A 25,743-nucleotide genomic window follows, 5' to 3' on the forward strand; every position below is an offset into this window, starting at 1 on the left:
CTGAGGTGGCGCGCAAATGAAGAAGAATGGTGTTCAGCCGTCGATCGACGACGGGCGGCCTGTGCGATTTCTCGGCAGTGGGCCCGGCGCCAGAGATGTTGCCGTGATAATTGTCTTACGTGCTGTGTTTTTCGTCGTCAACCATACCGTCAGGCGGGGGCACTACGCGACGTGCCGCGTGTTAGGGGCACTGGCGTCCCGCGGCGCATACGCCGAGTTCACTGTACCGGGCGGCGCCCGTTTCCGCGCCCATCCGCGAGACGGTTACTGGATGCGAATCCTGTTGGTGCGACGAAACTATGAACCCGAACTGCTCCCCGTCGTAGAGAAGGCTGCCAAGATGGGAATCCCGTTTCTGGACTGCGGGGCCAACCTTGGTTGGTGGGCGGTAATCGCGGGCTCGGGCAAGCAGGACCCGCAGCGGGTGCTGGCCGTAGAGGCCTCTCCCTCCACATTCCGGGGCCTGGCGGAAAATAGCCGCCTCAACGAAAACACCTTCCGCACACTTCAGGCAGCTGTGTGGTCACGCAGCGGCGAGGTAGTCGATTTCGTCGAGTCCCGCGAAAGTGCGGCCTCGAGCGTGGCACAGACGCGACTGCCGAGGATGACCTCAGGCCGCCGCTGCCGTGTCCCGACCGCGACGTTGGATGAACTTCTTACCTCCGTTGCACCTGACGGCGGCCCGGTGTTGTGCAAGCTCGACGTGGAAGGTGCTGAGATCGAGGCATTGGGCGTGTCAAAGCTGATTCGCGATGGCGATGTCGCCGTCGTGTTCGAAGATCACGGCAGCGATCCGACGAACGCCACGTCGATGTGGTTCCTCGAACGCGGTTACGCCGTATACGCCCCAGATCCCCATGGGACACTGAAACGCATGACCGACGTCGCGGCGGTCGACGCGGTGAAGGTCGACCCTGCGTGGGGCTACAACTTCCTCGCATGGGCGGTGGGCGGTGCCGCGGAGCAGCTGTTCGGACCGTAGGTGCATTGATCGCATGACGCGGTGCGAGCGGCGTCGATCTCGGACCCGCCACCGCCATTCGCGTGGGTGCCCTTGCGGTACACGAGCAACTGGCATGACGCAGCTGCCGGGCCTGGATGAGTCCGGCTCGATCGAGCAGGACGTAGACACGGTGATCCGGCTGCGCCGGCTTATTCCTTCGAGCGTGGCGATCCGCGTGGGATGAGGCCGACCTGGTCCTGGCCAAGCACCGTGATGGCCCGATCCGACGCGATCACGGTTGCGCGCCAGCGCACTACAGCCGTTTGCCGACCTCTGCACGGTAGAGCGACCGTCGGCGGCTGAAGAGGGGTGAAGCCCCGGCCGAGCTGCGGGTTCGCTCACTTCAACGTCGTCAGCGTGGCGGGCTTGCCTGGCGGATGGATGCGGCGCGGCGGTGCGGGCGCTGCCGGCGAGCACTGCGCACTGTGGCGCAGGTGCCGCTCGCCGCTACGCGTCCTTGCGGACGGCGTTGTGGTGGTCGGTGCCGGTGTCGCAGTTGGGGTGGGTATGGATGAAGGCCTCGCCGAGGCGGGGGACGGCGTGGATGAGGCGGTGCTCGGCATCGAGGGAAATGGTGTGTGCCTGAAGCAGGGTGAGGGCGGGGTCGACCGCGAGTTCGGACTCGGCGAGCAGGTTGTGCCCGACCCATCGGAGCCGGATCGTGTCAACCCCACGCACACCCGGTGTCGCAGCGAGGGTGTGTTCGGCGGTGTCGACCAGCGCGGGGTCGACCGCGTCGAGCATGCGGGAGAACACCTCTTTCGCCGCACCCCACAGCACGGACAGGATCGCGATGGTGATCAGCAGGCCGACCACGGGGTCCGCCCATCGCCAGCCCGCCCAGGACCCGCCGGCGGCGAGCAGCACCGCGAGGCTGGTGTAGCCGTCGGTGCGGGCGTGCAGGCCGTCGGCGACCAGCGCGGCGGAGCCGATCTGGCGGCCGACGGTGATGCGGTAGCGGGCGACGATCTCGTTGCCGAGGAACCCGACGACGCTCGCGGCGGCAACCCAGCCGATCGCGGTGATGTCACGCGGGTTGAGCAGGCGGTCGATCGCGGTCCACGCGGCCAGTACGGCAGAGGCGAGCATGACCAGAAGGACCATCAGCCCGGCGAGGTCCTCGCTGCGACCCAGACCGTAGGTGAAGCGCCGGGTCGCCGCGCGCCGACCCAGCACGAACGCGATCGCCAGCGGAACGGCGGTCAGCGCGTCGGCAAAGTTGTGCAGCGTGTCACCCAGCAACGCCACCGATCCGCTCGCCACCACGACGCCCAGCTGCGCGATCGCGGTGACCATCAGCGCGGCGAAGGAGATCCACAGCGCGCGCATGCCTCGGGCGCTCGCCTCGAGCGTGGAATCCACGATGTCGGCGCCGTCGTGGCTGTGCGGCGTCACCGCGTGCCTTGCCCGCGACCACAGTCGCGCAAAGGGCTCTCGGCCACCGCTCGGACCATCAACGTGCACGTGTTCGAGCGTGTGGTCGCGGCGGTGGTGTTCGGCGTGGTTGTTCTGATCAGCCATGACGGGCGTCCACTTCGTATTCGTGCGCGGTCGTGAGCCCGGACGGCCCTATTGCCAACGTAGCATCATGTGTGCGCACTCATGCAGATACGCAGTTAGAGGGGTATTCCGGTACGGTGATGTCGTGCACACCACGCAGCTGGAGTTCGACATGCCCGCCGACGAACAGGTCGCCCTGGCGGCCGAGTCGTTCCGGATGCTGGCCGACCCGACTCGGATCAGGGTGTTGTGGGCGCTGTTGCAGGGCGAGTCCTCTGTGGCGTGTCTGGCCGAACTGACCCGCGCCGCGCCCACTGCGGTGAGCCAGCACCTGGCGAAGCTGCGGCTGGCGGGGCTGGTCACCGGCCGCCGGGAAGGGACGTTCGTGTACTACTCCGCCGCCAACGAGCATGTGCGCGCACTGTTGTCGCAGGCCCTGTTCCACGCCGATCATCTCGACCGCGACATCCCTGCCGGGTCCACGACCCCGCACGGCCGGGGAAGCCCAGCAGCGACCCCGGATCGCTGATCGGGGGATCGCGGATTGGGGCATGCTGGCGGACGCGGTCAAATCGACGTGCCGCCGGGGTTGGCCGACACGGGCTGTCGGTAAGGAACGTGTCACCGGCCGCCACTTGGCGAACGGCGTGAGGGCAAAAGCTCGTCTACTTCGTGACATCGGGCAGCGCTTGCCGTGAATCCTCGGGGAGCCCGGCCAAGACGGTGTCGAGATTAGGCGTGCGGTGGCGGCGCGGCTGCCGAGTTCGGGGACGTACTTGTAGATCGTGGAGCGGCTGACGTTGAGGAGCCGCGCGATCGAGGAGAAGGTGTTGTTCGGTTGTTCGGGTGGGGTAGGAGGTCCCGGGCGTGGCGCATCTACTCCGGGGTCATCGCGGACGGCCGGCCCAGCCGTACCCCGCGCGCGGCGGCGAGGCCCTCCCGGGTCCTGTTGACGATGAGTTCCCGGATGAACTCGGCCAGCGCGGCGAAGACGTGAAACACCAGCCGCCCACCGTGGGTGGTGGTGCCGAGGTTCTCGTGCAGCGATCGGAACCCGATCCAGCGTCGGCGCAGCTGCGCGATGAGGGTTATGAGGTCCTGCAGGGACCGGGAGAGCCGGGCGCGGCTGGGCACGACGAGTGTGTCGCCGGCGCGGAGGTAGGTCAGGCAGGCCTGCAGCTCGGGTCGGTCGGCGTCGCGTCCGGAGAGCTGGTCGGAAAGCACTTTGGCGCATCCGAGGTCGTCGACGGCCCGAAGCTGGCGGTCGAGCAGCTGCGCCGTAGTTGAAACCCGGGCGTACCGATCGGCACACCGGTGACAGTGGCGGGCTCCGCGGCGAGCACTTGGTCACCCGACGACGGTGAGCCGGTGGAAGGCTGGATCGCAGACGACGGCATGCAGCCTGTACGAGAAAGGGCGCCTGGGCCGATGTTCGACGCGCTGCATCCTCGGCGCGTTTGTTCGACAGCCGGAACAGCTCTCGGTGATCGCCGGCCAGAGTTGTGGATCTTGCTGGGGATTGGTTCGATTCTCAACAGAGTGGGTGCATGGACGGCTGGCATCTGATCTGCCGGCCAGTCGATCCCGGCCGGCGTTTGACAGGTGTACCCGAGAGGGGTATCAACAGACGAGCAGATACCCCCCCTAGGTATTGGACATGGTTGTGATGGGTGCGATCGGGCACGCGCTCGGGCTGGCCGGGTCGATGACCTGGGAGATCTTGTGGGCGCTGATCCTCGGCTTTGCGCTCTCCGCCGTGGTGCAGGCCGCGGTGCGCCGCGCCACGATCGTGCGGTTGCTGGGCGACGACCGACCCCGCACCCTGGCGCTGGCCGCCGGGCTCGGCGCGGCGTCCTCGTCATGCTCTTACGCCGCGGTCGCGCTGGCGCGGTCGCTGATTCGCAAGGGCGCGAACTTCACCGCCGCGATGGCCTTCGAGATCGCCTCCACCAATTTGGTCGTGGAGCTGGGGGTGATCCTGGCGCTGCTGATGGGCTGGCAGTTCACCGTCGCGGAGTTCGTCGGTGGCCCGATCATGATCGTGGCGCTCGCGGTGGTGTTCCGGCTCGGGCTGCGCCGCAAACTCCTCGACGCAGCCCGGGTACAGGCCGAGAAGGGGCTAGCCGGGTCGATGGAGGGCCACGCCGCGATGGACATGTCCGTGCGACGCGACGGCTCGCTGCGCCGGCGGCTGTTCTCGGGTGAGGCGTTCACCTCGGTGTCGCATGTGTTCGTCATGGAATGGGCGGCGATCTGGAAAGACCTCGTCGGCGGACTGCTCATCGCCGGTGCGATCGGGGCGTGGGTGCCCGATGCGTTCTGGCAGGGCCTATTCCTGTCCGGCCACCCCACCGCCGCTGCGATCTGGGGACCCATCGTCGGACCGCTAGTTGCGGTGATCAGCTTCGTGTGCTCGATCGGGAACGTGCCCCTGGCCGTGGTGCTGTGGACCGGCGGGATCAGCTTCGGCGGGGTGGTCGCGTTTATCTTCGCCGACCTGATCATCCTGCCGGTGCTCAACATCTACCGCCGCTACTACGGGTGGAGGATGGCCGCGTTCCTCGCCGGCACCTTCTACGCCACCGCCGCGATCGCCGGCTATCTCGTCGAGCTCATCTTCGGCGGGCTCGGGCTGGTCCCGAACCCGGCTGGCGCGCACCTGCCCAACGAGGGCATCTCCTGGAACTACACCACCTGGCTCAACATCGCGTTCCTCATCCTGGCCGCCGCGCTGGTGGTGCGGTTCGTGCGCTCGGGCGGAACACCCATGCTGGCCATGATGGGTGGGAGCCCCAGCAGCGAGCACGACCACCCCGACAGCCGTGACCACGGCCACCACGCCTGATCACGGGCGATTCCCCAGGTGGTTACGGTGAGGGCGTGAGGACGACCGGTCGGTCGCGGTGGCAGCGCGGACTCGTGGTGCTCGCGCTGCTACTGGGCGTCGCGGCGATGCACTCGCTGGCCGTGCCCATAGGCGCCGACCACGCCATGCCACCGGCCACGGCCACCACCAGCCCGCATCCCGACGGCGGGTCCATTCCCGGCCCCCTCGTCACAGGGTCCCGGGCGGCCGGTCCGGCCGCCGGGACGGCGGCTGTCGAGATCGCGACAGCGCAGCCGGCCACTGCGGTCGAGCAGATAATGCACCTGTGTCTCGCGATGCTCACCGCCCTGATCATTCTCGGGCTCTGGGCGGTCACCTACCTGCTCGCGACCGGGTACGCCACTGCCCGCGGGCCGCGCCCCTTGGCGATGGTCGTGACACGGCCCCGGGCGCCGCCACCGACAGCGGTCCGGCTCGCCCAGCTCTGCGTGCTGCGCAACTGATCCGACCAGCGTCCCCGCTGGTCCGATCCCGTACCCCGCTCGCAGAGGACACCCTGTGTACCTGTCATCCCGCTCACCCACGACTGACCGAGCGGGTTGTCCGCGACCAGGGGAGCGCGACACCACAAACCCGGGCTCCGTCCGGACCCGGCACCGTTCAGAGATCGGCGACGCGCGGCGGCGTGCTGATCTCCTCACGGCGCGCCGAGACGGCTACCGGCCCGCCGGCCGGGGAACAAGGCGGGACAGCGTGCCTTTCGCCCCGAAAAACGGGCAGGGAGGGTGGGATCCGCGTCATGAGGAGATCAGCACGAGGGTTCAGGATCCTGAGGACTCGCGACGACGCACGTCGGCCAAGCCCATCGTGGTGGGCAAGCAGCGGCCGGCGAATGTGGAACCGCTGGGCGTCCGGGTGTGGCGAGCTCGCCGCGGATAGGCTCGCTCATGGCCCTCGGGCCGAGAATTCTTGATGGCACGCTTTCGGCGTGCGGCTCCGTGCCCCTGATAGCCCTGTGCCAATCCGGTCGATCCTGCCGGGGAGTGCGCACCGTTGATCGTGGGCATCGACGTCGTTCGTCCTTGCTTCGCTGCGGGCGCTCCACGTTGACCCCTCCTCACAACGGCGCCGAGCAAGGGCGCGGATCGGTCCTTCGAAAGTCGGGGTCAGGCTGGCAGCCGGGGCCTGGTTCTCGAGGACGGTGCATCAGGGGTGTGGCGGTGATGGCGATTCCCGGCAGCCCGGCGCGGCCGGGTTGTCGAGGTCGACGCCACGTCCCCCGTCGAGCAAGAGTTGTCCGGCCTCGACGTAGTGGACGAGCCGGTCGTCGGGGATGGCAGCGGCGACGCGGCGCTCACGAACGTGCCGCGCTCTTGCCGCGCCCACTCACCGCAGCTGCGTGGCGTCGGTGGTGAGGTGTTCGGCGATGACCCGGAGTTTGACGTTGAGGTCCTGTGATGCGGCGCGGAGTCGGTTGAACGCCTGTTGTGAGGACACCTGGTGGCGTTCCTTGAGGATGCCGACGGCTTCGCCGATGAGCTGCCTGGTCCGGATCGCCTCGGCGAGCTGGGTGCGGGTTCGGACCGAGTCGATGGCCACCGAGGCATGTGCGGCAATGACAGCGGCGGCGATCTCGTCGTTGGTGGTGAAGGCGTGCGGGGCGGTGCCGTAGAGGTTGATCGCCGCGGTGGCCCGGTCGCCGGTGAACAGGCGGCAGGTGAGCACGGACAGGGCACCGAGATCGGCGGCGCGGGGCCCGAAGCGGGGCCAGCGTGGATCGGTGGCGAGCTCGGCTGCGTGGATCGTGCGGCTCTCGCGGATGGCCTGCGGTCCGGGTCCTTCGTCAAGGTCGTACTGCAGCGTGTCGAGTGCGCGGGCGAGGGGGCAACGTGCCCGTGGCGCGACCTGCCCGCGTGGGGTGCGGGCTGTGATCCCGTCGTGGGTGCAACCGTCGACCAGCGAGATGCACGCGTCGAGTACGCGGCCAACCACCTGGTCGGCGTCGGCGGCGGAATGGAGGTGGTGTGCAAGTTCGCCCATCGCGACGGCAAGATCGAGTGCTGTGTCGGAACCTGTGACGAGGTTCGCCGGTGCGTACGCGAAGGTGGGGTCCTCGGCGAAGGCTCCCGGCCGAGAAGGGAACCGGGTGTCCAGGTCAGGTGCACGCTCGGCCATCGCCGTCCTCCTGTGCGGCACATCCCGCTGCTGACAGCCCGAGATAGAACCCCACACCAGAAAATTTCTCAACCCGCTCTTGCGTCAAAGTTCGAGCGGGCGCTATAAATTTTCTCGTCACTTCAGGCAGGCAGCACAACGAGAGGAGAGATCACGATGCTGCTGAACTACGAGCCCTTCGCCGACGCGTTCCGGATGCTGGACAAGGCCACCGGCCAGGCCGGCGCACCCGCGGGGATGCCGATGGACATCCAGCGTCTCGACGGCCACTTCGTCGCCACCTTCGACCTCCCCGGTGTCGACCCCGGCTCGATCGAGGTGGTGGTCGAGGGCAATGCGTTGACGGTGCGCGCCGAGCGCAGCACCCCGCACGAGGGCGGCGACTGGCTGTGCCGGGAGCGCCCGCGGGGGAGTTTCAGTCGACGCCTGTTGCTGGGACGAGACCTCGACGGTGAGCGGCTCTCGGCGACCTATCGCGACGGTGTCCTCGCGATCACGATCCCGGTCGTCGAACGGGCCAAGCCTCGCCGCGTCGAGATCAGTCATGCCGGCGCCGACGGTCCGGTGCCCGCGCTGGAGTCGACCCCCTGATTCTCGGTGCCTGATTCCCCGTGCCCGGCCGGGTCACGACACGAGATGACGACGACAACCCTGGGAGGGCGATGACGGAGCCGGAGACCGATCACTGTTGACCAACAACCTGCGCAGGCTGGACGACGAGGACTACCCGGCTGTCTCGATGGGGCAGGCGGCCGAACTCCTCGGCGTCCAGCCTGCGTTCCTGCGCAGCCTCGACACGTCCGGGGTGCTGCAGCCGTACCGGACCGACGGCGGGCACCGCCGCTACTCCCGTCGCCAGCTCACCCACGCCGCTCGCCTCCGCGAGCTCCTCGACGCCGGCCACACCCTCGTCTCGGCCCAGGCCATCACGACGCTCGAGCAGCAGCTCGACGACACCGAGACCGCACGCCGACGTGCCGACAGCGCACGCGACGAGGCCAGCGGGGCGCTCGAGGATGCCCGGGCGGACCTTCGGACCCGCAGCGACGAGCTCGCCACGGCCCAGGGTGAGCTGCAGGACGCCCGCGAGCAGATCACCGAGCTCAACGATCGCCTCCGGGGGCTCGACGAACGGACCGGGTGACATCGCGGACCGCCGTGGGGGGCTCGTCCGAACGGCCTGATTCACCAGCCCGGCGGGGGGCACCCGACACCGAGAACTGCACCCACCCCCGAACGACGGCGGAGCGGGCAACGGAGGAGCCGACCATGAAGAAGCAGGAGACCCGCTATCCGTCGGGACTCGTCGACTCGCAGTGGATCGCGGAGTGCGGCAACTGCGGGGCGAGCGCCGCCGCGACGTCCGCCGCCCTGGCCGAGGCATGGGAGCGGACCCACCTGCGTTTCGGCTGTGACACGCCGCTGCACCGTGAGGAGACCGGCCGCGGCTGGGCACCAGCACCGCCCGTGCTGTCCTGATTCGCCAGGACGTGAAGTTGATCTCGACGTGGCACGGTCCGTGGCACGAAATGGTGTCGGACAGCGGAGCGCAATGAGCATGGTGAACGTGCTGACGTGCACGGATAGACCAGGCGAGCCCTCTGTGGTCGATGACACATTCTCTCGTAATGCGTAGGTCTGGGGTTCGACTCCCCAAGGCGGCTCCATTTCCCCAGGTCACAGCCCTGCGCTGTCCTCGTCATCGGCTCGTGGACACCGCCGTGGCCTCCTTCGAACAGTTTGCCCTGGTCAGAGGCTCGTAGCGTGGCCTCCGTAAGTGTGCGTGTGTCAACGACGGCATGCCAGGCAGGAGTTGGCACGACAGGCAGGCCAGAGCTTGTCTCGTCCAGTCCTGTCGAACTCGTCTCGATTCGACCGAGCTCCGGTCGGTGGTTCTGGCAGTCGTACGCCGACGAGATCGGTGAGTGCAGAACACCGCGCGGCCCTCGAGAGCCGCGATCACCGCCGAACTCCAGGTTCGACGATCACGTTGCCCTCGGGACGATTCTCCGCCGCTTCATGAGCGGCAGCGATGTCGTCGAGCCCAAAGACTGCGGCGATCGAGGGGACGAGGGTGCCTGCAGCGAGTGCGGCGCCGATGTGCTTCACGGCTTGAGCGCGCTGACGAGCCGGCATCGTGAAGACCTGGACCGTACGGAGCGTCGCGCCTTTGAGTTGCAGCGCGAAGTAGGGGACGACCGGTTCGGGGTTCGAGGTCGAGGAGTAGCTCGCAATCGTTCCGTAGGGGGCGAGGACGTCCGTGTCGGTGCGGATGTTGGCGGCGAAGTCGACCTCGACGACGCGGTCCACCCCGGCGGGGGCGTGGTCCCGTACCGCAGTGCGGACGTCGGTCGTGCGGTAGTCGATGACCTGGTGCGCGCCGGCGGCGCGGGCGCGGTCTGCCTTCGCCGACGAGCTGACAGTCGTGAGCACCGTCGCGCCCGCCCGCACGGCCAGCTGGATCGCCAGCTCGCCGACCGATCCGGCCCCGCCCTGGACCAGGATCGTGGCGCCGTCGACGGGTCCGTCTCCGAGGACCGCGGCGTAGGCGGTGAAGGCGGGCACGCCGAGGCACGCCCCGACCTCGAACCCGACGGTGTCGGGAAGCTCGGCGAGGTTGCCGACGGGCATCACCACGAGCTCGGCGGCGGTTCCACTCTCGCCGGGCGCGAGCACCCCGTACCCGAAGCGGTTCACCGCGTTCCACACCCAGACGCGCTTCCCGATCCAGTCCCGGTGGAGGTCGTCGCCCGCCGCCACGACGGTGCCGGCGCCGTCGCTGTGCGGCACGCACCGTCGGGTGGGTGCCGATGTGCTGCGTCGCTTGTAGTCCGACGGGTTCACTCCCGATGCCGCGACCCGGACCAGGACCTCGCCCGGGCCGGGCACCGGGTCCGGCAGCTCGCCGACCGTCAGCACGTGCCGTGCGGGGCCGGGACGGTCGTACCACGCCGCGCGCATCAGCCGACCGTCGCGACGTCGAGATCGCCCATCGTCGATGGTGCGAGCCCGGGGAAGCTCTCGTCGCGCTTGCGCAGCCAGTGGGCCGTCCGAGCGGGCGCGGCTGCGTAGGGGTCGGCGACGCCGAGCTTGCGGGCTGCGTCGAGCGGCCAGTTCGGGTTGTGCAGCAGCTCCCGTCCCAGCGCCACGAGGTCGGCGCGACCGCAGGCGACGATCTCCTCCGCCTGTCGCGCGTGCACGATCATCCCGACCGCCATCGTGGGCGATCCGGTCTGCACGCGCACCTGTTCGGCGTAGGGCACCTGATAGCCGTAGCCGACGGCCGGAGCGTCGGGGGTGGGTCGCCCGGTGAGTCCGCCGCTTGTGCAGTCGATGACGTCGACGGCGTGGCAGCGGAGCTCGCGCACGAGCTCGACGGTCCGGTCCAACCCCCACCTGACGTCCACGCAGGAGAGCCGGACGAACAGGGCCTTGTCGTCCGGCCACTCGGTCCGGATCGCGTCGACGACCTCGATCAGCAGGCGGGCGCGGTTGTGGGAGGAGCCGCCGTAGGCGTCGGTGCGCCGGTTGGTGAGTGGGGAGAGGAAGGTGTGGAGGAGGTAGCCGTGGGCGGCCTGCACGTCGATGACGTCGTAGCCGGCATCCCGTGCCCGTCGCGCGGCCTGCGCCCAGCTGTGCGCCGTCTCCTCGATGTCGCGCAACGACATCGCCTCGGGTGCCGCCGCTCCCGGGACCGGGACAGGGATCGCGCTGGGGGCGAGTACCGGCCAGTCCGCCGGGTCGGGGACAGGCTGGTCCTCCGGGGCCCAGGGTGGGTTGCGGCGGCCCTTGCGGCCCGCGTGGATGAGCTGGATCCCGGGGACGGAGCCGCCGGCCCGGATGATGTCGACGAGTCCCGCGTGCCCGGGGACCAGGTCGTCCTGCCAGAGGCCGAGGTCTCCCACCGTGCCGCGACCTCGCCGGTCCACCGTGGTCCCCTCCACGATCGTCAGTCCCGGGCCACCCTCGGCGAGTCGGCCGAGGTGCACCGTGTGGGCCACGGTCGGCGCGCCGTCGACCCCCAGGTACTGCCACATCGGCGACACGACCACCCGGTTCCGCAGGGCGACACCGCGGATCTCGAAGGGGCTGAACAGATGCGAGGTCACGGATGCTCCCGGCTGAGTCGTGTCGGTCATGTGTCCGTTGTCGGAACCGTCGCCGGTCTGAGCGTGGAGCCCGTGGACACGGAGGCTCCGCCCGGCTACGGTCCCATGCTAACAGGCAGCACAACGTTCCACATCGCGGCACAGGAGGCGGGATGACCGTAGGTAGCAGGACCCTCGAGAGCCGGCGGGTCCACCGCGAGAACGACACGACGATCCACTACACGGTCAGCGGACCGGTCGAGGGACCGGTCCTGGTCCTGATCCACGGATGGGCCTGCGACCGGCGGGACTACGACGAGATCACCGCGCACCTGCCCGCCGACTTGCGCGTTCTCGCGGTCGATCTCGCCGAGCACGGCGATTCCCGCTCCGCCCGGGAGTCGTACTCGATGGTGGAGTTCGGGCACGACGTGGTGGCCGTCCTGGAGGCGGAGGACGTCGGCGACGCGATCGTGGCCGGCCACTCCCTCGGCGGCGCCGTCGCCGTCGAGGTCGCCCGGCTGGCGCCGGCGCGGGTGGCGCGCGTCGCGGCGCTCGACGCCCTGCACTACACGTTCCTGTTCGGCGCGCTCGACGACGACCAGGCGTCCGCCTTCCTGGACCTGCTCCGTGACGACTTCCCGGGTCTTGTCCGCAGCATGGTCGAGGCGGGCTCGCCCGAGGGGACCGACGAGGCCCTCAAGGACGAGTACTTCGCCAAGATGGTGGCGGTGCGGCAACCGGCGGGCTCGGCGGCCTACGAGGGGCTCGTCCGCTGGAACATGGAGGAGGCCCTGGCGGAGGTGAAGAGCCCCGTCACGGTCTACGCGGTGCGCGCGATGCTCGCTCCCGAGTCGGTCGCGCACCTGGAGGGCCGTGTGGAGGCGGTGGTTCCGATCGACCTCGGCAGCCACCATTTCGGGGTGGAGAACCCGGTCGGGACGGCCCGGCTGCTCGCCGGGATCGCCGGTCGCTGACGGCCCCGTCAGGCGGACGAGATCAGAGCGCTGATCTCGTCCGCGGCGGCGACGGTGAGGCGTCCGAGCCGCTCCTCCTCGGCGGCGTCGTAGCGCATCTCGGGGATGGACAGCGCCACGGCGCCGACCGGGCGCCCCGTGCGATCGACGATGGCGGCGCCGAAGGAGGCGACGTGCGGGCGGTACCAGGCCGACATGTTGACGGCGTAGCCGCGGGCGGCGGTGGCCACCAGTTCGTGGCGCAGCTCCTCGTTCGTCTGCACGGGTGCGTCGGCGAACTCGGCGAGCTCCTCGGCGAGCAGCTCGTCCACCTCGGCAGGGGCGAGCCGGGCCATCATCGCGACGCCGCCGGACGTGGCACGCAGAGGCAGCCGGGCTCCCAGGTCGAGGTGGACCCGCACCATGTGTCTGCTCTCCTCGCGGCCGACGATGATGTACTCGTCACCGTCGCGCAGGCCGAGGAAGACGGTCTCGCCGGTCTGGGCGGCGAGGCGTGTGACCACCGGGGCGGCAACCACCCTGAGGTCCTGCTCGGCGGCTCCGCGCAGCCCGAGGGCGAGCACCTTCATCGTCACGCCCCATCGGACCGGCTCCGCGTCGACCACCCGCAGCCAGCCCGCCTGCTGCAACGTGACGAGAGCCCGCTGCACCGAGCTCTTCGGGATCCGTGTGGCTCGCGCCAGGTCCGAGACGCCGACGGGCTGACGCACGGCGACCTCCTCGAAGACCCGCAGCGTGCTCAGCACGCTGTTCATGGTGCGGATCCCGGCAGCCGGGCGGTCGGGCGGCGAGGCGTCGTCGGGCGCAGTGCTCATGGCGCACGACACTACACACCCATATCGCATGGCGGCACGGTGTTCCACCGCGTCGGGGAACGGAGTGGCAGTGGAGCTCACGATAGTCGGGGACCTCGTCGTCGGAGGATGGCCGCGACGAGCCCCGGGGGAGTCGGCGACAGGGCTGCTCACCGGCGGTGACCTCGTGATCGGCAACCTGGAGGTGCCGCTCACCGGTCGTGGCGAGCGCGCGGAGAAGCTGGTGGCCATGCGCGCGCCGGAGAGCGGGGCCGTGGAGCTGGCGTCCTGGGGGGTCGGCCTCGTGTCGCTCGCGATGAACCACGCGATGGACTACGGCGCGGAGGGCATGCGGGACACCGTCCGAGCGCTCGATGCGGCGGGGATCGGGCATGCCGGCTTCGGCGAGAACCGGGCCGAGGCGACGGCGCCGCGGATCCTCCAGGTTGGCGGGCAGACGCTCGCCTTCCTCAGTCTGTGTTCGGCTCTTCCCTCGGGGGCGAACGCGACCGCGGACAGGGCGGGCATCGCGCCGCTGCGGGTGCGGCAGACGGTGGAGTTCGACGGCCCCTTCATGGAGGAGACGCCCGGGACCCCGCCGTTCGTCCACACCGTCGCCCACGAGCCGGACGTCCTGGTCGCCGAGCGGGCGGTTCGCGAGGCCCGGCTGCGGGCGGACGTCGTCGCGGTCGCGCTCCACTGGGGCGTCCCGTTCCCCTACCTGCCGGACGCGCAAGGGCCGCTGGCTCGGTACCAGCAGCCCTTGGCACACAGGCTGATCGACGCCGGGGCCGACCTCGTCATCGGGCACCATCCGCACTGCCTGCATCCCGTGGAGTTCTACGGACGGGGCCTCGTCCTCTACTCGACGGGCAACTTCGTCTTCGACTGGTGCGACGGATGGACCCCGGAGGCGATGGTGGCCGACCCCGACGCCCATCCGGCGGCGCCGTTCCGTCCCGTGCTCATGCGTGGTCCCTGGTACGAGAGCGCGGTCTTCCGCGTCGGGCTGGGCGACGACGGTGGTCCACGGCTGCAGCTGTTCCCCATCGAGCTCGACGCCGACAGTCAGCCGATCCTGCCCCGCCCTGACGTGGCCGCCTCGATCCTGGCCGGGGTCGAGCGTGACTCGAGGGAGCTCGACCCCGACATCGTCGTCGACGGCGACGGGGTGGTCCGCCGGGACCCCGCAGCGTCGGGGGGCGCTGTCGGGCCCGCGTACCGGGACCGTTGACGCAGCCGTGGTCGTGAGTTCATAGTCACGTATCGCAATGCAGCACGGCGTGCCGCTATTCAGCACAGAGATCGAGGTTCGCATGAACGGTCCGGTGGCGAGGCCCTCCGACTACGAGTCGTTCCCGTACGTCACCCGTGGGATCGACTACTCCGCGGTCGAACTGGTCGACCCGTCCCACCGACGCAGCACGTTCTCGCCCGAGCTCGACGAGGAGGACTGTCGGCGGGTCGAGCGCCTGCTCGCGGAGAACGTCGTCGTGAGCTTCCACGATCATCCGCAGCTCCTGCCCGCGGACATGGGGGATGTCGACACGTTCCTGCGGACCAAGCAGGAGCAGACCGCGTTCACCGAACTCCGTCGTTCCGGGCTGACCGCCATCTTCGACAACTGGTTCGGCGTGATCGGCGGAACGCGACGATCGGGGTGGAAGTGGGACGACCTCGTCACCACGCTCGGCCTGCGGCTCGCCGACATCGCCCACCAGGAGGGCGTGGTCGTGGCCCGCAGGGTCGCCGACATCCTGGCGGCCAAGCGCAACGGACAGCTCGCCTTCGTGATGGGGACCGAGTCGGCCGGGATGATCGAGAACGAGATCGACCGGATCGACGTGCTGTACGGCCTGGGCATCCGGCAGATGGGGCTGGTCTACTCCGACGCCAACACCCTCGGTGGGGGGCAGAAGGAGACCCGGGACGGCGGCCTGACCGTGTTCGGCCACCGCGCGGTCGAGCGGATGAACGCGCTCGGGGTTCTCGTCGACGTCTCGCACGCCGGCGATCGGACCTCGCGCGATGCGATCGACGCCTCGTCGACCCCGATCTCGATCACCCACGCCGGGGCGCGCGCCGTGTGGCCGATCGCCCGGATGAAGCCGGACGACGTGCTCCGCGCCCTGGCCGACCGCGGCGGCGTGCTCGGCATCGAGGCGGCGCCGCACACCACGCTGGCGCACGACCACCGCGCGCAGTCGATCGAATCGGTGATGCAGCACTTCGTGCACGCCGTCGATCTGATGGGCATCGAGCACGTGGCCTTCGGCCCGGACACCCTCTACGGCGACCACGCATCCTTCCAGCACGCGATCAGCGACGTGATCGGTTCGTCCACGGTCTTCGATCCCGGGGGGCTCGAGGTCGAGAAGATCACCCACGTCGACGGTCTGGAGAACCCGACCGAGAACTTCCGCCACATCACCGGCTGGCTCGTGCAGCACGGCTTGTCCGACTCCGACATCCGGGCCGTCCTCGGCGGCAACATCCTTCGACTCCTCGGTGAGGTGTGGCGGTGAACGACCCGACCTCGATCGTCCGCGAGACACTCGACCAGGTCCTGAACCGCGTCCTTGAACTCTCGCACTGGATCGGTGCGCACCCCGAGCTCGCCTTCGAGGAGCACCGCACCTCGTCCGAGATCGGTGACGTCCTCGCCGGGCACGGGTTCACGGTCGAGCGCGGGGTGGCGGGCCTGGCCACCGCGTTCGTCGCCACGATCGGCTCGGGCGCGCTCGTCCTGGGCATCTGCGCCGAGATGGATGCGCTGCCCGACATCGGTCACGGGTGCGGGCACAACGTCATCGCCGGGGCCGCGGTCGGCGCGGCGCTCGCCCTCGCGCCGCTCGTGGATGCGCTAGGGGTGACGCTGCGTGTCTACGGCACGCCGGCGGAGGAGAGCGGCACCGGCAAGGAGATCATGGTGAACCGCGGTCTCTTCGACGACGTGCACGCCGCGATCATGGTGCACCCGTCGCTCAAGGACGTCGTCGAGCCGCAGTTCCGCGCCGCGCGTTCGTGGCGCATCACTTACCGCGGCCGCGGCGGGCACGCCTCGCGGCCGTGGAGCGCCCTCAACGCCGCGGACGCGACGGTGCTGGCCCAGACCGCCATCGGCCTGCTCCGTCAGCAGTTGCGGGACGGCGTCCGGGTCCATCACGTCGTCACCGAGGCCGGTGGGGCGGTCAACGTGATCGCCGACCGGACGGTGATGGAGTGCATGATCCGCGGCGACACGATCGCCGACGTCGACGAGGTGTGGGACCGGGTCCGGCGCTGCTTCGAGGCGGGCGCGCTGGCGACCGGCACGAGCATGGACGCCGCAGCCCTGCCGTCGCTCTACCGCGAGTTCCGGCACGACCCGGACCTCGCGGACCTGTTCCGGGCCCGCGCCCAGGAGGCCGGCCGGACATTCCCCGAGTACCCCGACGCGCTGTTCGGCTCGACCGACATGGGCAACGTGTCGCAGGTCGTTCCCGCCCTGCACCCGATGTTGTCGTTCGCGCTGCCCGACGAACAGGGCAACCACACGGCCGCGTTCGCCGCGGCCGCAGCCGGGCCGGAGGGGGATCGCTTCGTCCGCGACGGTGCCCTGGCGATGGCCCTGGCCCTGGTCGACGTCGCCCGGTCCGAGCCCGTCCGGGCACGGCTGCAGGCGGACCTGCAGTCCCGCCGAACCGCGTCCACGAATGCGTGAGGAGTCCTCGCCATGCTGTCCGTCCACGAGGTCGAGTCCGGCTACGGACTCGTCCCGGTCCTCCACGGCGTGTCGCTGGAGGTGGCACCCGGCGAGATCGTCGCGGTGCTCGGCCCCAACGGGGCAGGCAAGTCCACGTTGCTGCGCACCATCTCCGGGTTGCTGACGCTGCGGTCCGGCTCGATCTCCGTCGGGTCGGCACGGATCGACGGTCTCCCGCCGCACCGGGTCGCACGGCTCGGGGTGGCGCACGTCGTCGAGGGCCGCGGCATCCTGCCCAACCTGACGATCCGGGAGAACCTGCTCCTCGGGTCCTTCCTGCACGGGTCCCGCGACGGTGAGAAGCAGCGACTCGACGCCGCGCTCGACCAGTTCCCATGGATGAGACCACGGCTCTCCGACCTCGGAGGCCGGCTCTCGGGTGGACAACAGCAGATGCTCGCCATCGCGCGCGCACTCGTCGGGGACCCGTCGGTGCTGCTGCTCGACGAACCGTCGCTCGGCCTCGCCCCGCTGGTCATCGACGAGCTCTTCGAGGTCATCGGTCGGTTGGCGACCGGCGAGCGGGCCGTGCTGATCGTCGAGCAGCACGTGCACCGGTGCCTGGAGGTCGCGACCCGTGGCTACGTCCTGCAGCGGGGCCGCATGGTGCTGGCGGACACCGCAGAGACTCTTCGAGCCGACGAGCGCATCGAACAGGCCTATCTGTCATGACCGGGCCGGATGCACGAGAGACGCAGCGGCCTGCAGTGCTGAGGACGGAGAAGCTCGACGTCCACTTCGGATCCTTCCGGGCGCTCACCGACATCTCCGTCGAGGTGCGGCCCGGGGAGGTCGTCGGAGTGATCGGCCCGAACGGCGCCGGTAAGTCCACCCTGGTGAACGCGCTGTCCGGGGTGGTCGCCCCGAGTGCGGGTTCGGTGGTGCTCGACGGGCAGACCCTGGGCCGGACCCGGCCGGTGCGGCGGTCGCGGCTCGGTCTCGTCCGAACGTTCCAGACCGCGCAGCTGTTCGGGTCGCTCAGCGCCCGCTCGAACATCGACCTCGCCCGTCGCGGGCGCGGGTCCGGAGCGGTCGAGGACCTCCTCGACGCCGCAACCGAGATTCTCCGGCTCGACGCGGTCCTGGACCTGGCGGCCGACCGGCTCAGCGGCGGCCAGCGAAAGCTCGTCGAATTCGTGCGAGCGCTCGCGGCGGAGCCGCAGGTCCTGCTGCTCGACGAACCGGTGGCGGGTGTACCGATGCACGACCGGGCCCACGTCCTCGACCTGATCCGCCGCCATCTCACCGAACGCGAGGGGTCGGTCGTGCTGATCGAGCACGACATGGAGTTCGTCAGCAGCGTTTGCGACCGCGTGTACGTCATGAACGCGGGTGCGGTGATCGCCCACGGCACGTGGGCGGAGATCAGCCACGACCCGGCGGTGCTCGAGGCCTACCTCGGGACCGCTCCCACCGCGCCGGCCGGCGCCGAGAACTGAGGAGAGGGCATGAAGAGTCTTGTATCCCGACGGTCGGGCGTCGTCGCGACGGTCCTGGCGGCCGTCGTCCTGGTGACGGGTGCCTGCGGGAACAGCACCTCCGCGAGCGGGACCGGGGAGGCGCTCGCGGACGGCGCCCCGCTCACGATCGGGGTCTCGACGGTCGCCACGGGCCCGCTCGCGATCAACGACCAGGTCACGAAGGGTCTCGGGGCGTATTTCGCCTACCGCAACGCGAACGGCGGGATCGACGGCCGGAAGGTCGAGCTGAACGTCGTCGACAGTGCGGGGACGGTCGCCGGCGGGACGAGCTCGGTGCGGCAGCTCCTCGCGTCCAAGCCCTTCGGCCTGTTCGTGCTGTCGACCGCTCCGTTCACCGGCGCCCAGTCGGTGCTGAAGACCGACCCGACCACGCCCGTGTTCGTCCTCGCGAACGGTTCGCTGGTCAAGGCCGCCGGGCTGCCGAACGCCTTCGGCATGTTCACCGACTACACGACCGAGAGCTTCGTCGGCATCAAGACCCTCGCCGACCAAGGGAAGAAGAAGATCGCGCTGGTCTACGACCCGACGATCGGGGAGGACGCGGCCAAGAAGGCCCCGGCCGAGGCGGCGAAGTACGGCGCGGAGATCGTCGCTGTCCCGCTACCAGCGACGACGACCAACTTCGCGCCCATCGCGCAGAGCATCGCCGCATCGGGGGCGGACGGCATCGTCTTCCAGGTCGTCGCGCAGAGCATCGCAGGGACGATGAAGGCCCTCCAGAACGCCGGCAGGTCCCTTCCCGCCGTCTCCTACTCGGGCCAGCTCAACGCCACGACACTGGAGCTGGGCGGCGCCGCCCTGGAAGGGATGTACTTCTCCGCGCTGTTCCCGCTGGTGACGGACCCGTCACCCGCCGTCCAGGAGTTCAGCCGCGAGATCACGAAGCTCGCCCCGGACGCCGCCACCGTGCTCGGCATCCTCGGTTGGAACACAGGCGCCATGATCGAGCAGGCCGTCAAGGATGCCGATGCCGATGGCCCGCTCACCCAGGAGTCGTTCATGACCGCACTGCGCGGGCTCGGCGGCAAGCAGGTCGGCGTGCTGGAGAAGGTCGGCTGGACCCAGGACGTCGTCAGCTCGATCGACGCCGGGCAGACCGACGTGTTCAGCCTCTACCAGGTGCGGGACGGCCGGTTCGTGAAGGTCGGGTCGTGACCGTGCGCCGCACGCACCGAGGAGCCGCGCCATGTGGCCGGTAGTCGTGAGCGGCCTCGTCAGCGGTGGGCTCTATATCGCGATCTCGCTCGGCGTCGTCCTCACCTTCCGCTTCGCGCACGTCCTCAACTTCGCGCAGGGGGCGATCGCCACCCTGGCGGGGTACGCGGCGTGGCAGGCTGTCGACGGCGGTCTGCCGACGGCGGCCGGCTGGCTCGTCGCCATCGCCGTCGGAGCGGTGGCGTCGCTGCTGCTCGGCCTGGTCATCGGCCGGTACTTCGCCGATGCGCCGGAGCTGCTCACCGCCATGGCGACCTTCGGGCCGGCGCTCGCGCTGATCGGGATCGTCGGCGAGCAGTGGGGGCAGAACCCGAAGGCGCTACCCGTGCCCGGGCCGCTCGACGGCACGTTGTCGCTCTTCGGGGCCTCGGTCGGCCGGTTCGAGCTGGTCTTCCTCATCGGCATACTCGCGCTCGTCGGACTCGTGGCGCTGCTGCTGCACCGCAGCCGGGTCGGCCTGGCGCTGCGCGCTCTCGCCGACGACCCTGCGACGGCAGCGGTCAACGGCATCAACGTGGTCGCGCTCGAGCGGCTGGCCTGGGTGGCTGGTGGCGCGATCGCCGGAGTGGCGGGCGTGGCGATCAGTACCTCTGCCCAGCTCGACCCGAACCACCTCACGACGTTCATGGTGTCGGCATTCACCGCGGTTGTCCTCGGCGGCATCGGCACCTTCGGCGGCCTGGTCGTGGGATGCCTGACCTACGGCGTGCTCAACGCGCTGGTCGCCTACTACGTGGGTGGCCAGTACGAGGCGCTCACCGCGCTCGTGGTCCTGACAGCCCTCTACCTCGTCCGGCCGAGCGGCCTGCTCGGAAGGCAGGTTCTCGTCGCCTCCAACGGGTTGCCCACGCAGGCCGACACGGGTGGCGGACGCCTGCTCGCGATGCTGTCGGCCGCATCGGATGCCCTCGGTCGGCTCCGGCCACGGACGAGCCGGGTCCGGCTGGCGACGATGGTCGTCGGCGTGGCCGTCGCGGCGGTGGTCGTCGTCCTGGTACCGCGCAACCTCGACGGCTCGCTGGTCTTCGTCCTGGCCACGGCCCTGGCGATGGCCATCGCGGTGGCCGGGCAGAACGTCGCGTCGGGACTGTCGGGCCGGCTCGCCGTGGCCCAGGGCGGGTTCATGATGGTGGGCGGCTACTGCTCCGGGCTGCTGGTCAGCGGGGCGGGCGCCCCGGCGCCGGTGGCGATGGCCGCGGGCGCCCTGATCGGGCTGCTCCTCGGTGCCGTGATCGGGACCAGCATCATCCGGCTCTCCGGCATCTATCTCGGCATCATCACGCTGCAGTTCACCCTTGCCGTGCCCGAGCTGGCGAAGGCCTGGACCGGGCTGACCCAGGGTGAGCTTGGCATCGTGCTCCCGTCGATGGAGGCGGCCGGGCTGACAGCGGTCTCCCCGTACGACGTCTGGATCGCGTCGGTCGCGGTCACGGTGCTCGCCCTCGGCGTACTCGTACGGCTCAGCCGCGGCCGGCTCGGCGTGCGGATCCGGGCGGCCCGGGACTCGGACCTGGGTGCCGAGTCGATCGGGCTCGACGTCCGGTGGCTGCGCGTCGGCGCGGTGACCCTGAGCGGAGCGGGTGGGGCGCTGGCCGGCTCGCTCGGCTCCTTCCAGTCCGGGATCATCACGCCTGAGTCCTTCGGGATGTGGACGAGCGTCACGATCCTGCTGGCGGCGGCCATCGCCGGCCAGAACTCGGTGGTCGTGGGCCCGCTCGTCGGCGCGGCCTTCGTCGTCCTGCTGCCCTACGCGCTCAGCGGCTCGGGCGGGTGGAGCGCGATCCTCTTCGGGTTCGGCGCGCTCGGCGTCCTCGTGGTGCGCCGGCTCATCGCCCAGGCCCAACGGCGCGTGGCCCATGCCGGGGACGACAGCTCCCCGCAGACCGGCGCCGTCGGCGCACCGGAGCTCGTGGGAGGAGCCCGATGAGCTGGTTCCGGCCGCTCGGGCGCACAGGCGTGCAGGTCAGCACGTTGACGTTGGGCGCCATGAACTTCGGGTCGCAGTTCGGCACGGACCGGGACGAGGCAGTGCGGATCGTCGGAGCCGCCCTCGACGCGGGCATCAACGTCGTCGACACCGCCGACGTCTACTCCCAGGGAGAGTCCGAGGAGATCGTCGGGCACGCGATCAAGGGCAGGCGGGACGAGGTGGTCCTGGCCTCGAAGTTCCACGGCAGGTTCGGTGACGACGTCAACCGCGGCGGCAACTCCCGGCGTTGGGCCGCACGCGCCGTGGAGGAGAGCCTGCGCCGCCTGGGAACCGACCACCTGGACCTCTACCAGGTCCACCGGCCGGATCCGGACACCGAGCTCGAGGAGACCCTCGGCGCACTCTCGGACCTCGTGCATGCCGGCAAGATTCGCTACTACGGCACGTCCACCTTCGAGCCGCACCAGGTTCTCGAGGCCCAGTACCTGGCACGGGCGGGTGGGCTGGTCTCCGCCTCGACCGAGCAGGCGCCGTACTCGATGTTGGCGCGTGGGGTGGAACGAGCGCTCCTGCCCGTCGCGGAGCAGTTCCGCCTCGGCGTCCTGACCTGGAGCCCCCTGGCCGGGGGCTGGCTCTCGGGTCGGTGGCGGCGAGGCGAGGTGGTCCCCAGCTCCGGGCGGGCCGCCATCATGGGCACACGCCACGACCAGGGCACTCCGGCCAACGTGCTCAAGCGGGATGCCGCGGAGCGACTGCTCGACCTGGCGGAGTCGGCGGGGCTGAGCCTGGTCGACCTCTCGCTGGCCTGGGTGCTGCGGCACCCGGCGGTCACCTCGGTCATCATCGGCCCGCGCACCACCGAGCAGCTGAGCGGCCAGCTCTCGGCACCGAGCCTGACCCTCGACGACGACCTGCTCGATGCGATCGACGAGATCGTCCCGCCCGGTGTCACCCTCAACCCCGCGGACGCGGGCTACACACCGCCGTCGCTCACCGACGCGGCCCGGCGCCGTCGTCCGGTGTCCCCGGCGTGAGCCCGAGCGTCCTGGACCTGTATTCGATCGGCATCGGTCCTTCGAGCTCTCACACGGTCGGTCCGATGCGGGCGGCGGTGGAGTTCGCCCGGGAGGTCGCCGACAGCCCGGGTCGGGTCGAGCAGGTTCGGGTCGAACTGTTCGGGTCGCTCGGCGCCACCGGGCCCGGCCACGGCACGCCGAACGCTGTCGTCCTGGGCCTGCTGGGCCACGACCCGGCGAGGGTGGACACCGATGTCGGGAGGCGAGCCATCGACCGGGTGCGTTCCGAGCGGCGGGTCGCCCTCGCCGGTACCGCCGACGTTGCCTTCGACCCGGCAACGGACATGGTTCTGCACCGGCATGCGCTCGCCGCTCACCCGAACGGCATGCGGTTCGCGGCGGTAGACGGCGCGGGGCGCCTCGTCCGAACGCGGGTCTTCTACTCGGTGGGTGGAGGATTCGTCGTCGAAGCCGCCGAGGACGGATCCCTGCCACCGGAGCCTGAGCCCGCCCCCGCCCCTCATCCGTTCGACACCGCGGCCGAGCTTGTGGCGCAGTGCAAGGCGCAGCGTGTCGGCGTCGCCGAGCTGATGCTCCGCAACGAGACGGCATCGCGCCCGCGGGCCGACGTCGAGGCCGGTCTGCGCACAGTCTGGGCAGCGATGCAGGAATGCGTGCGGCGAGGAATGACGACCGACGGCACCCTCCCAGGTGGCCTGGAGGTGCGACGGCGTGCCCCCGGGCTGCTCCGAAGCCTGACCGACCGGGAGCGGACGGGGGCCACCGCGGACCGGATCGACTGGGCGGCTCTCTTCGCGCTGGCGGTCAACGAGGAGAACGCAGCAGGAGGCCGGGTCGTGACGGCACCCACGAACGGGGCCGCCGGGATCATCCCGGCCGTGCTCCACACCTACATGCGGTTCACCCCCGGAGCGTCGGACGCCGACGCCGTCCGGTTCCTGCTGGCGGGTGGGGCCATCGGGCTCCTGGTCAAACGGCACGCCTCGATCTCCGGAGCTGAGATGGGGTGTCAGGGGGAGGTGGGATCGGCTTGTGCGATGGCCGCTGCCGGGCTCTGCGAGGTGCTCGGCGGCACCCCTGCACAGGTGGAGAACGCCGCCGAGATCGGTATCGAGCACAATCTCGGCCTCACCTGCGATCCTGTCGGCGGTCTCGTCCAGATCCCGTGCATCGAGCGCAACGCGGTGGCCGCTGTGAAAGCGATCAGCGCCGCTCAGCTCGCTTTGCACGGTGACGGCTCTCATCGGGTCAGCCTCGATCAGGTGATCGCGACTCTGCGCCAAACTGGGGAGGACATGCGGTCCGAGTACAAGGAGACCTCCCGGGGCGGTCTCGCCGTCAACGTCGTCGCCTGCTGACAAGGCCCCGACTCGACGAACTGGCTTCACCCCCGTCGCCGACAGCAACCTCCGAATCGTTACTCGGTTGCGCGCCGATGAGCTGTCCGGAGTTGTGGTGCTGCTCAACGCATCCGCAGCAACATTGATTTCGGTGCTCGCGGCGCGGGCGTCGGCGGCGAGGTGCTCGGCGCCGGTGTAGGGCGAGGTCACGAGGCGCCTCCAGGATGACGCTGCGGGCCGACGGTGCTCTCCCGCGAGATATGGAAGCGCGGGTTCTCGGCGGGACTCTCGACGAGGCATCGGAACAGCCGCTGCGGATGCTCAGCACGGCTGGGCACCAGTCAGGCGGATCAGGTGAACTCGACCCACGCGTCGTCGGTGTCGTCGGGCTGGAGCAGGGTGTAGTGGGCGTCGTGGTCTCCGCTGCGGCTGGTGATGGCCATGCTGGTCTCGCCGGTCCAGTCGTAGGTCATGCGGACGGTGAAGGTGCCCATCTTGGTGGGCCTGCCGTTCTGGTAGATGTCGTAGGTGGCGTTGATGATGCCGATGTTGCCGGCCCTGTACTGGACCTCGAACCCCTGGGTGGAGCCTTCGTCCATGGTGCTGCCGTCGACCGGCATGCCTTCGTTGTCGCCGGTAGCGCTGACCAGCTTCAAGGTGCATGCCGAGAACTCGTTCTTGATGGTGAAGTGCTTGCTGATCTGCGGTGCCGGCGTGAGGTGACCGGGCCCGGACGGGCTGCTCGCCGCGGTGGTCTGGGCGGTCAGCGCGACGGGGGCAGCTGTCGTGGTGGGGGTGGCGGCCTGGGCGCTGGTGGCGGCGAAGCCGGCGAGCAGTCCGGCGATGGCGAGAGTGGATGCGCCGCGGACGATGGCCTTGGTGATCATGGCTGGTAGCTCCTCGGTGGGGCGCGGACTCGGTGTCTGCGATGTCCCCAACTCTCGCGCTGACCTGCGAGCGCATCTGTCCACGTGCTGGTCGATGCGCCGGGTGAGGCTGTTGTCCCCTGATCGACCGACACGCCTGTGCGGGTCGCGGCGGTGAGATCCGCCGTTGTCCGGGGGTCGAGTTGCTCCGAGCGATGGTACGGGCTGAGCGCACCGTGGCACCGTTGTCTGGCCGAGTTCGTGTGCGGCGGCCGGGCCTGACGACACACCGGCCATCTGGTCGTCCCTGCCGGAAACGTCATCCGCTTGTCGAGGCCAGATCCGGCAGCCGGTCGACCTGTTGAAGGCCATCGACAAGGGGACGTGGAAGGACAGGAAGGCGCGGGACGAGGCGATCAGGGCAATTCCCGCCAGGGTGAAGGCGGCGTGCCCGCTCGGGGGAACGACGCCACAGTCCCAGACCAGGTCTCGACCGCGGTGGTCAGCGCCCGCTCGGCGCGGCGGCGGCGTTCCACCAGCCGTATGGCACACCACTCTGGTGGACACCACTAGGCCGGCCATCGGAACGCCGGATGGCTCTGAGCATGTGTGCCGGTCTCGTTGAAATGCGACTGACGCAGGAAAAGCGTCATCCTTCGCTCGGATCCTGCCCAGAGCCTTGAAACGGGGCTGCGCCTGTCCGCAGACGCCTACGATCCGACACGACGCTTCGCATAGTGAACGACACGACGCCGTGAGGAAGAG

Annotated in this window: 24 protein-coding genes; 17 read left to right on the forward strand and 7 right to left on the reverse strand. The window is 69.9% G+C overall.

From position 1 onward, the window contains the following. The first annotated feature begins 16 nt into the window (after positions 1-16). Positions 17-982, forward strand: a complete 966-nt coding sequence (locus TOK_RS19630; protein ID WP_098959454.1) for an FkbM family methyltransferase — start codon at positions 17-19, stop codon at positions 980-982. Positions 983-1,450: 468 nt separating this feature from the next. Here the strand turns inward: TOK_RS19630 and TOK_RS19635 are convergent, their stop codons facing one another. After that, a complete protein-coding gene (locus TOK_RS19635; RefSeq protein WP_098959455.1) occupies positions 1,451-2,524 on the reverse strand; it encodes a cation diffusion facilitator family transporter in 1,074 nt (357 codons plus the stop codon). A 151-nt stretch (positions 2,525-2,675) separates the two neighbouring features. On the opposite strand from TOK_RS19635, the gene TOK_RS19640 reads away from it, so the two are divergent. Next, positions 2,676-3,032 (forward strand): ArsR/SmtB family transcription factor, encoded by a 357-nt coding sequence (locus TOK_RS19640; RefSeq protein WP_374754913.1) that lies wholly within the window; start codon positions 2,676-2,678, stop codon positions 3,030-3,032. A 347-nt stretch (positions 3,033-3,379) separates the two neighbouring features. Here the strand turns inward: TOK_RS19640 and TOK_RS34250 are convergent, their stop codons facing one another. Then, the gene (locus TOK_RS34250; RefSeq protein WP_098959457.1) at positions 3,380-3,775 is read right to left on the reverse strand and encodes a recombinase family protein; all 396 of its coding nucleotides are present in this window, start codon (positions 3,773-3,775) and stop codon (positions 3,380-3,382) included. A 385-nt stretch (positions 3,776-4,160) separates the two neighbouring features. Here TOK_RS34250 and TOK_RS19650 point away from each other — a divergent pair, with 385 nt between their 5' ends. Together TOK_RS19650 and TOK_RS19655 are read left to right on the forward strand one after the other, a co-directional pair. Next, a complete protein-coding gene (locus tag TOK_RS19650) occupies positions 4,161-5,348 on the forward strand; it encodes a permease (RefSeq protein WP_253258499.1) in 1,188 nt (395 codons plus the stop codon). 35 nt (positions 5,349-5,383) lie between these two features. Continuing rightward, a complete protein-coding gene (locus TOK_RS19655) occupies positions 5,384-5,833 on the forward strand; it encodes a DUF6153 family protein (RefSeq protein ID WP_253258500.1) in 450 nt (149 codons plus the stop codon). A gap of 883 nt (positions 5,834-6,716) precedes the next feature. Here TOK_RS19655 and TOK_RS19660 read toward each other — a convergent pair. Then, a complete protein-coding gene (locus TOK_RS19660; protein ID WP_098959459.1) occupies positions 6,717-7,505 on the reverse strand; it encodes a GAF and ANTAR domain-containing protein in 789 nt (262 codons plus the stop codon). Positions 7,506-7,661: 156 nt separating this feature from the next. Here TOK_RS19660 and TOK_RS19665 point away from each other — a divergent pair, with 156 nt between their 5' ends. From TOK_RS19665 to TOK_RS19675, 3 genes are all read left to right on the forward strand, one after another. Further along, entirely contained in the window at positions 7,662-8,096 is a 435-nt protein-coding gene (locus TOK_RS19665) for an Hsp20/alpha crystallin family protein (RefSeq protein WP_098959460.1), read from the forward strand. A gap of 97 nt (positions 8,097-8,193) precedes the next feature. Next, positions 8,194-8,649 carry a MerR family transcriptional regulator gene (locus tag TOK_RS35075; RefSeq protein ID WP_306305152.1) on the forward strand — a complete coding sequence of 152 codons (456 nt, stop codon included), beginning with the start codon at positions 8,194-8,196 and terminating at the stop codon, positions 8,647-8,649. A gap of 125 nt (positions 8,650-8,774) precedes the next feature. Then, positions 8,775-8,984, forward strand: a complete 210-nt coding sequence (locus tag TOK_RS19675; protein ID WP_098959461.1) for a hypothetical protein — start codon at positions 8,775-8,777, stop codon at positions 8,982-8,984. A 480-nt stretch (positions 8,985-9,464) separates the two neighbouring features. Here TOK_RS19675 and TOK_RS19680 read toward each other — a convergent pair whose 3' ends face one another. Together TOK_RS19680 and TOK_RS19685 are read right to left on the reverse strand one after the other, a co-directional pair. Beyond that, positions 9,465-10,466 carry an NADPH:quinone reductase gene (locus tag TOK_RS19680; protein WP_098959462.1) on the reverse strand — a complete coding sequence of 334 codons (1,002 nt, stop codon included), beginning with the start codon at positions 10,464-10,466 and terminating at the stop codon, positions 9,465-9,467. Then, on the reverse strand, positions 10,466-11,614 hold the full coding sequence (locus TOK_RS19685; protein ID WP_172457660.1) for an NADH:flavin oxidoreductase/NADH oxidase: 1,149 nt from the start codon (positions 11,612-11,614) through the stop codon (positions 10,466-10,468). The genes TOK_RS19680 and TOK_RS19685 overlap by 1 nt, the downstream gene beginning before the upstream one ends. A 152-nt stretch (positions 11,615-11,766) precedes the next feature. On the opposite strand from TOK_RS19685, the gene TOK_RS19690 reads away from it, so the two are divergent. After that, positions 11,767-12,570: an alpha/beta fold hydrolase gene (locus TOK_RS19690; protein ID WP_098959464.1), complete on the forward strand. Its 804-nt coding sequence runs from the start codon at positions 11,767-11,769 to the stop codon at positions 12,568-12,570. An 8-nt stretch (positions 12,571-12,578) separates the two neighbouring features. Here TOK_RS19690 and TOK_RS19695 read toward each other — a convergent pair whose 3' ends face one another. Further along, a complete protein-coding gene (locus TOK_RS19695; RefSeq protein WP_098959465.1) occupies positions 12,579-13,385 on the reverse strand; it encodes an IclR family transcriptional regulator in 807 nt (268 codons plus the stop codon). Between the two features lie 70 nt (positions 13,386-13,455). On the opposite strand from TOK_RS19695, the gene TOK_RS19700 reads away from it, so the two are divergent. The 9 genes from TOK_RS19700 (at position 13,456) to TOK_RS19740 (ending at position 24,130) form a co-directional block, all read left to right on the forward strand. Further along, positions 13,456-14,598 (forward strand): CapA family protein, encoded by a 1,143-nt coding sequence (locus TOK_RS19700; RefSeq protein WP_172457661.1) that lies wholly within the window; start codon positions 13,456-13,458, stop codon positions 14,596-14,598. An 82-nt stretch (positions 14,599-14,680) separates the two neighbouring features. Then, entirely contained in the window at positions 14,681-15,889 is a 1,209-nt protein-coding gene (locus TOK_RS19705) for a dipeptidase (RefSeq protein WP_098959466.1), read from the forward strand. Beyond that, positions 15,886-17,067: a M20 family metallopeptidase gene (locus tag TOK_RS19710; protein ID WP_098959489.1), complete on the forward strand. Its 1,182-nt coding sequence runs from the start codon at positions 15,886-15,888 to the stop codon at positions 17,065-17,067. Before TOK_RS19705 ends, TOK_RS19710 begins: the two co-directional genes overlap by 4 nt. Positions 17,068-17,079: 12 nt before the next feature. After that, entirely contained in the window at positions 17,080-17,781 is a 702-nt protein-coding gene (locus tag TOK_RS19715; protein WP_098959467.1) for an ABC transporter ATP-binding protein, read from the forward strand. Positions 17,782-17,816: 35 nt separating this feature from the next. Continuing rightward, positions 17,817-18,548 (forward strand): ABC transporter ATP-binding protein, encoded by a 732-nt coding sequence (locus TOK_RS19720; protein WP_172457662.1) that lies wholly within the window; start codon positions 17,817-17,819, stop codon positions 18,546-18,548. A 9-nt stretch (positions 18,549-18,557) separates the two neighbouring features. Next, entirely contained in the window at positions 18,558-19,745 is a 1,188-nt protein-coding gene (locus tag TOK_RS19725) for an ABC transporter substrate-binding protein (protein WP_098959469.1), read from the forward strand. A 31-nt stretch (positions 19,746-19,776) separates the two neighbouring features. Next, the gene (locus tag TOK_RS19730) at positions 19,777-21,732 is read left to right on the forward strand and encodes an ABC transporter permease (protein ID WP_098959470.1); all 1,956 of its coding nucleotides are present in this window, start codon (positions 19,777-19,779) and stop codon (positions 21,730-21,732) included. Beyond that, positions 21,729-22,769, forward strand: coding sequence for an aldo/keto reductase (locus TOK_RS19735; RefSeq protein WP_098959471.1), 1,041 nt, complete (start codon positions 21,729-21,731; stop codon positions 22,767-22,769). The genes TOK_RS19730 and TOK_RS19735 overlap by 4 nt, the downstream gene beginning before the upstream one ends. After that, positions 22,766-24,130 carry an L-serine ammonia-lyase gene (locus TOK_RS19740; RefSeq protein ID WP_098959472.1) on the forward strand — a complete coding sequence of 455 codons (1,365 nt, stop codon included), beginning with the start codon at positions 22,766-22,768 and terminating at the stop codon, positions 24,128-24,130. The genes TOK_RS19735 and TOK_RS19740 overlap by 4 nt, the downstream gene beginning before the upstream one ends. A 332-nt stretch (positions 24,131-24,462) precedes the next feature. Here TOK_RS19740 and TOK_RS19745 read toward each other — a convergent pair whose 3' ends face one another. Further along, positions 24,463-24,999, reverse strand: coding sequence for a hypothetical protein (locus TOK_RS19745; protein ID WP_098959473.1), 537 nt, complete (start codon positions 24,997-24,999; stop codon positions 24,463-24,465). Between the last annotated feature and the right edge of the window lie 744 nt (positions 25,000-25,743).

Origin of the sequence: Pseudonocardia sp. N23 (genome assembly GCF_002583555.1) — a bacterium.
Taxonomy (GTDB): Bacteria; Actinomycetota; Actinomycetes; order Mycobacteriales; family Pseudonocardiaceae; genus Pseudonocardia.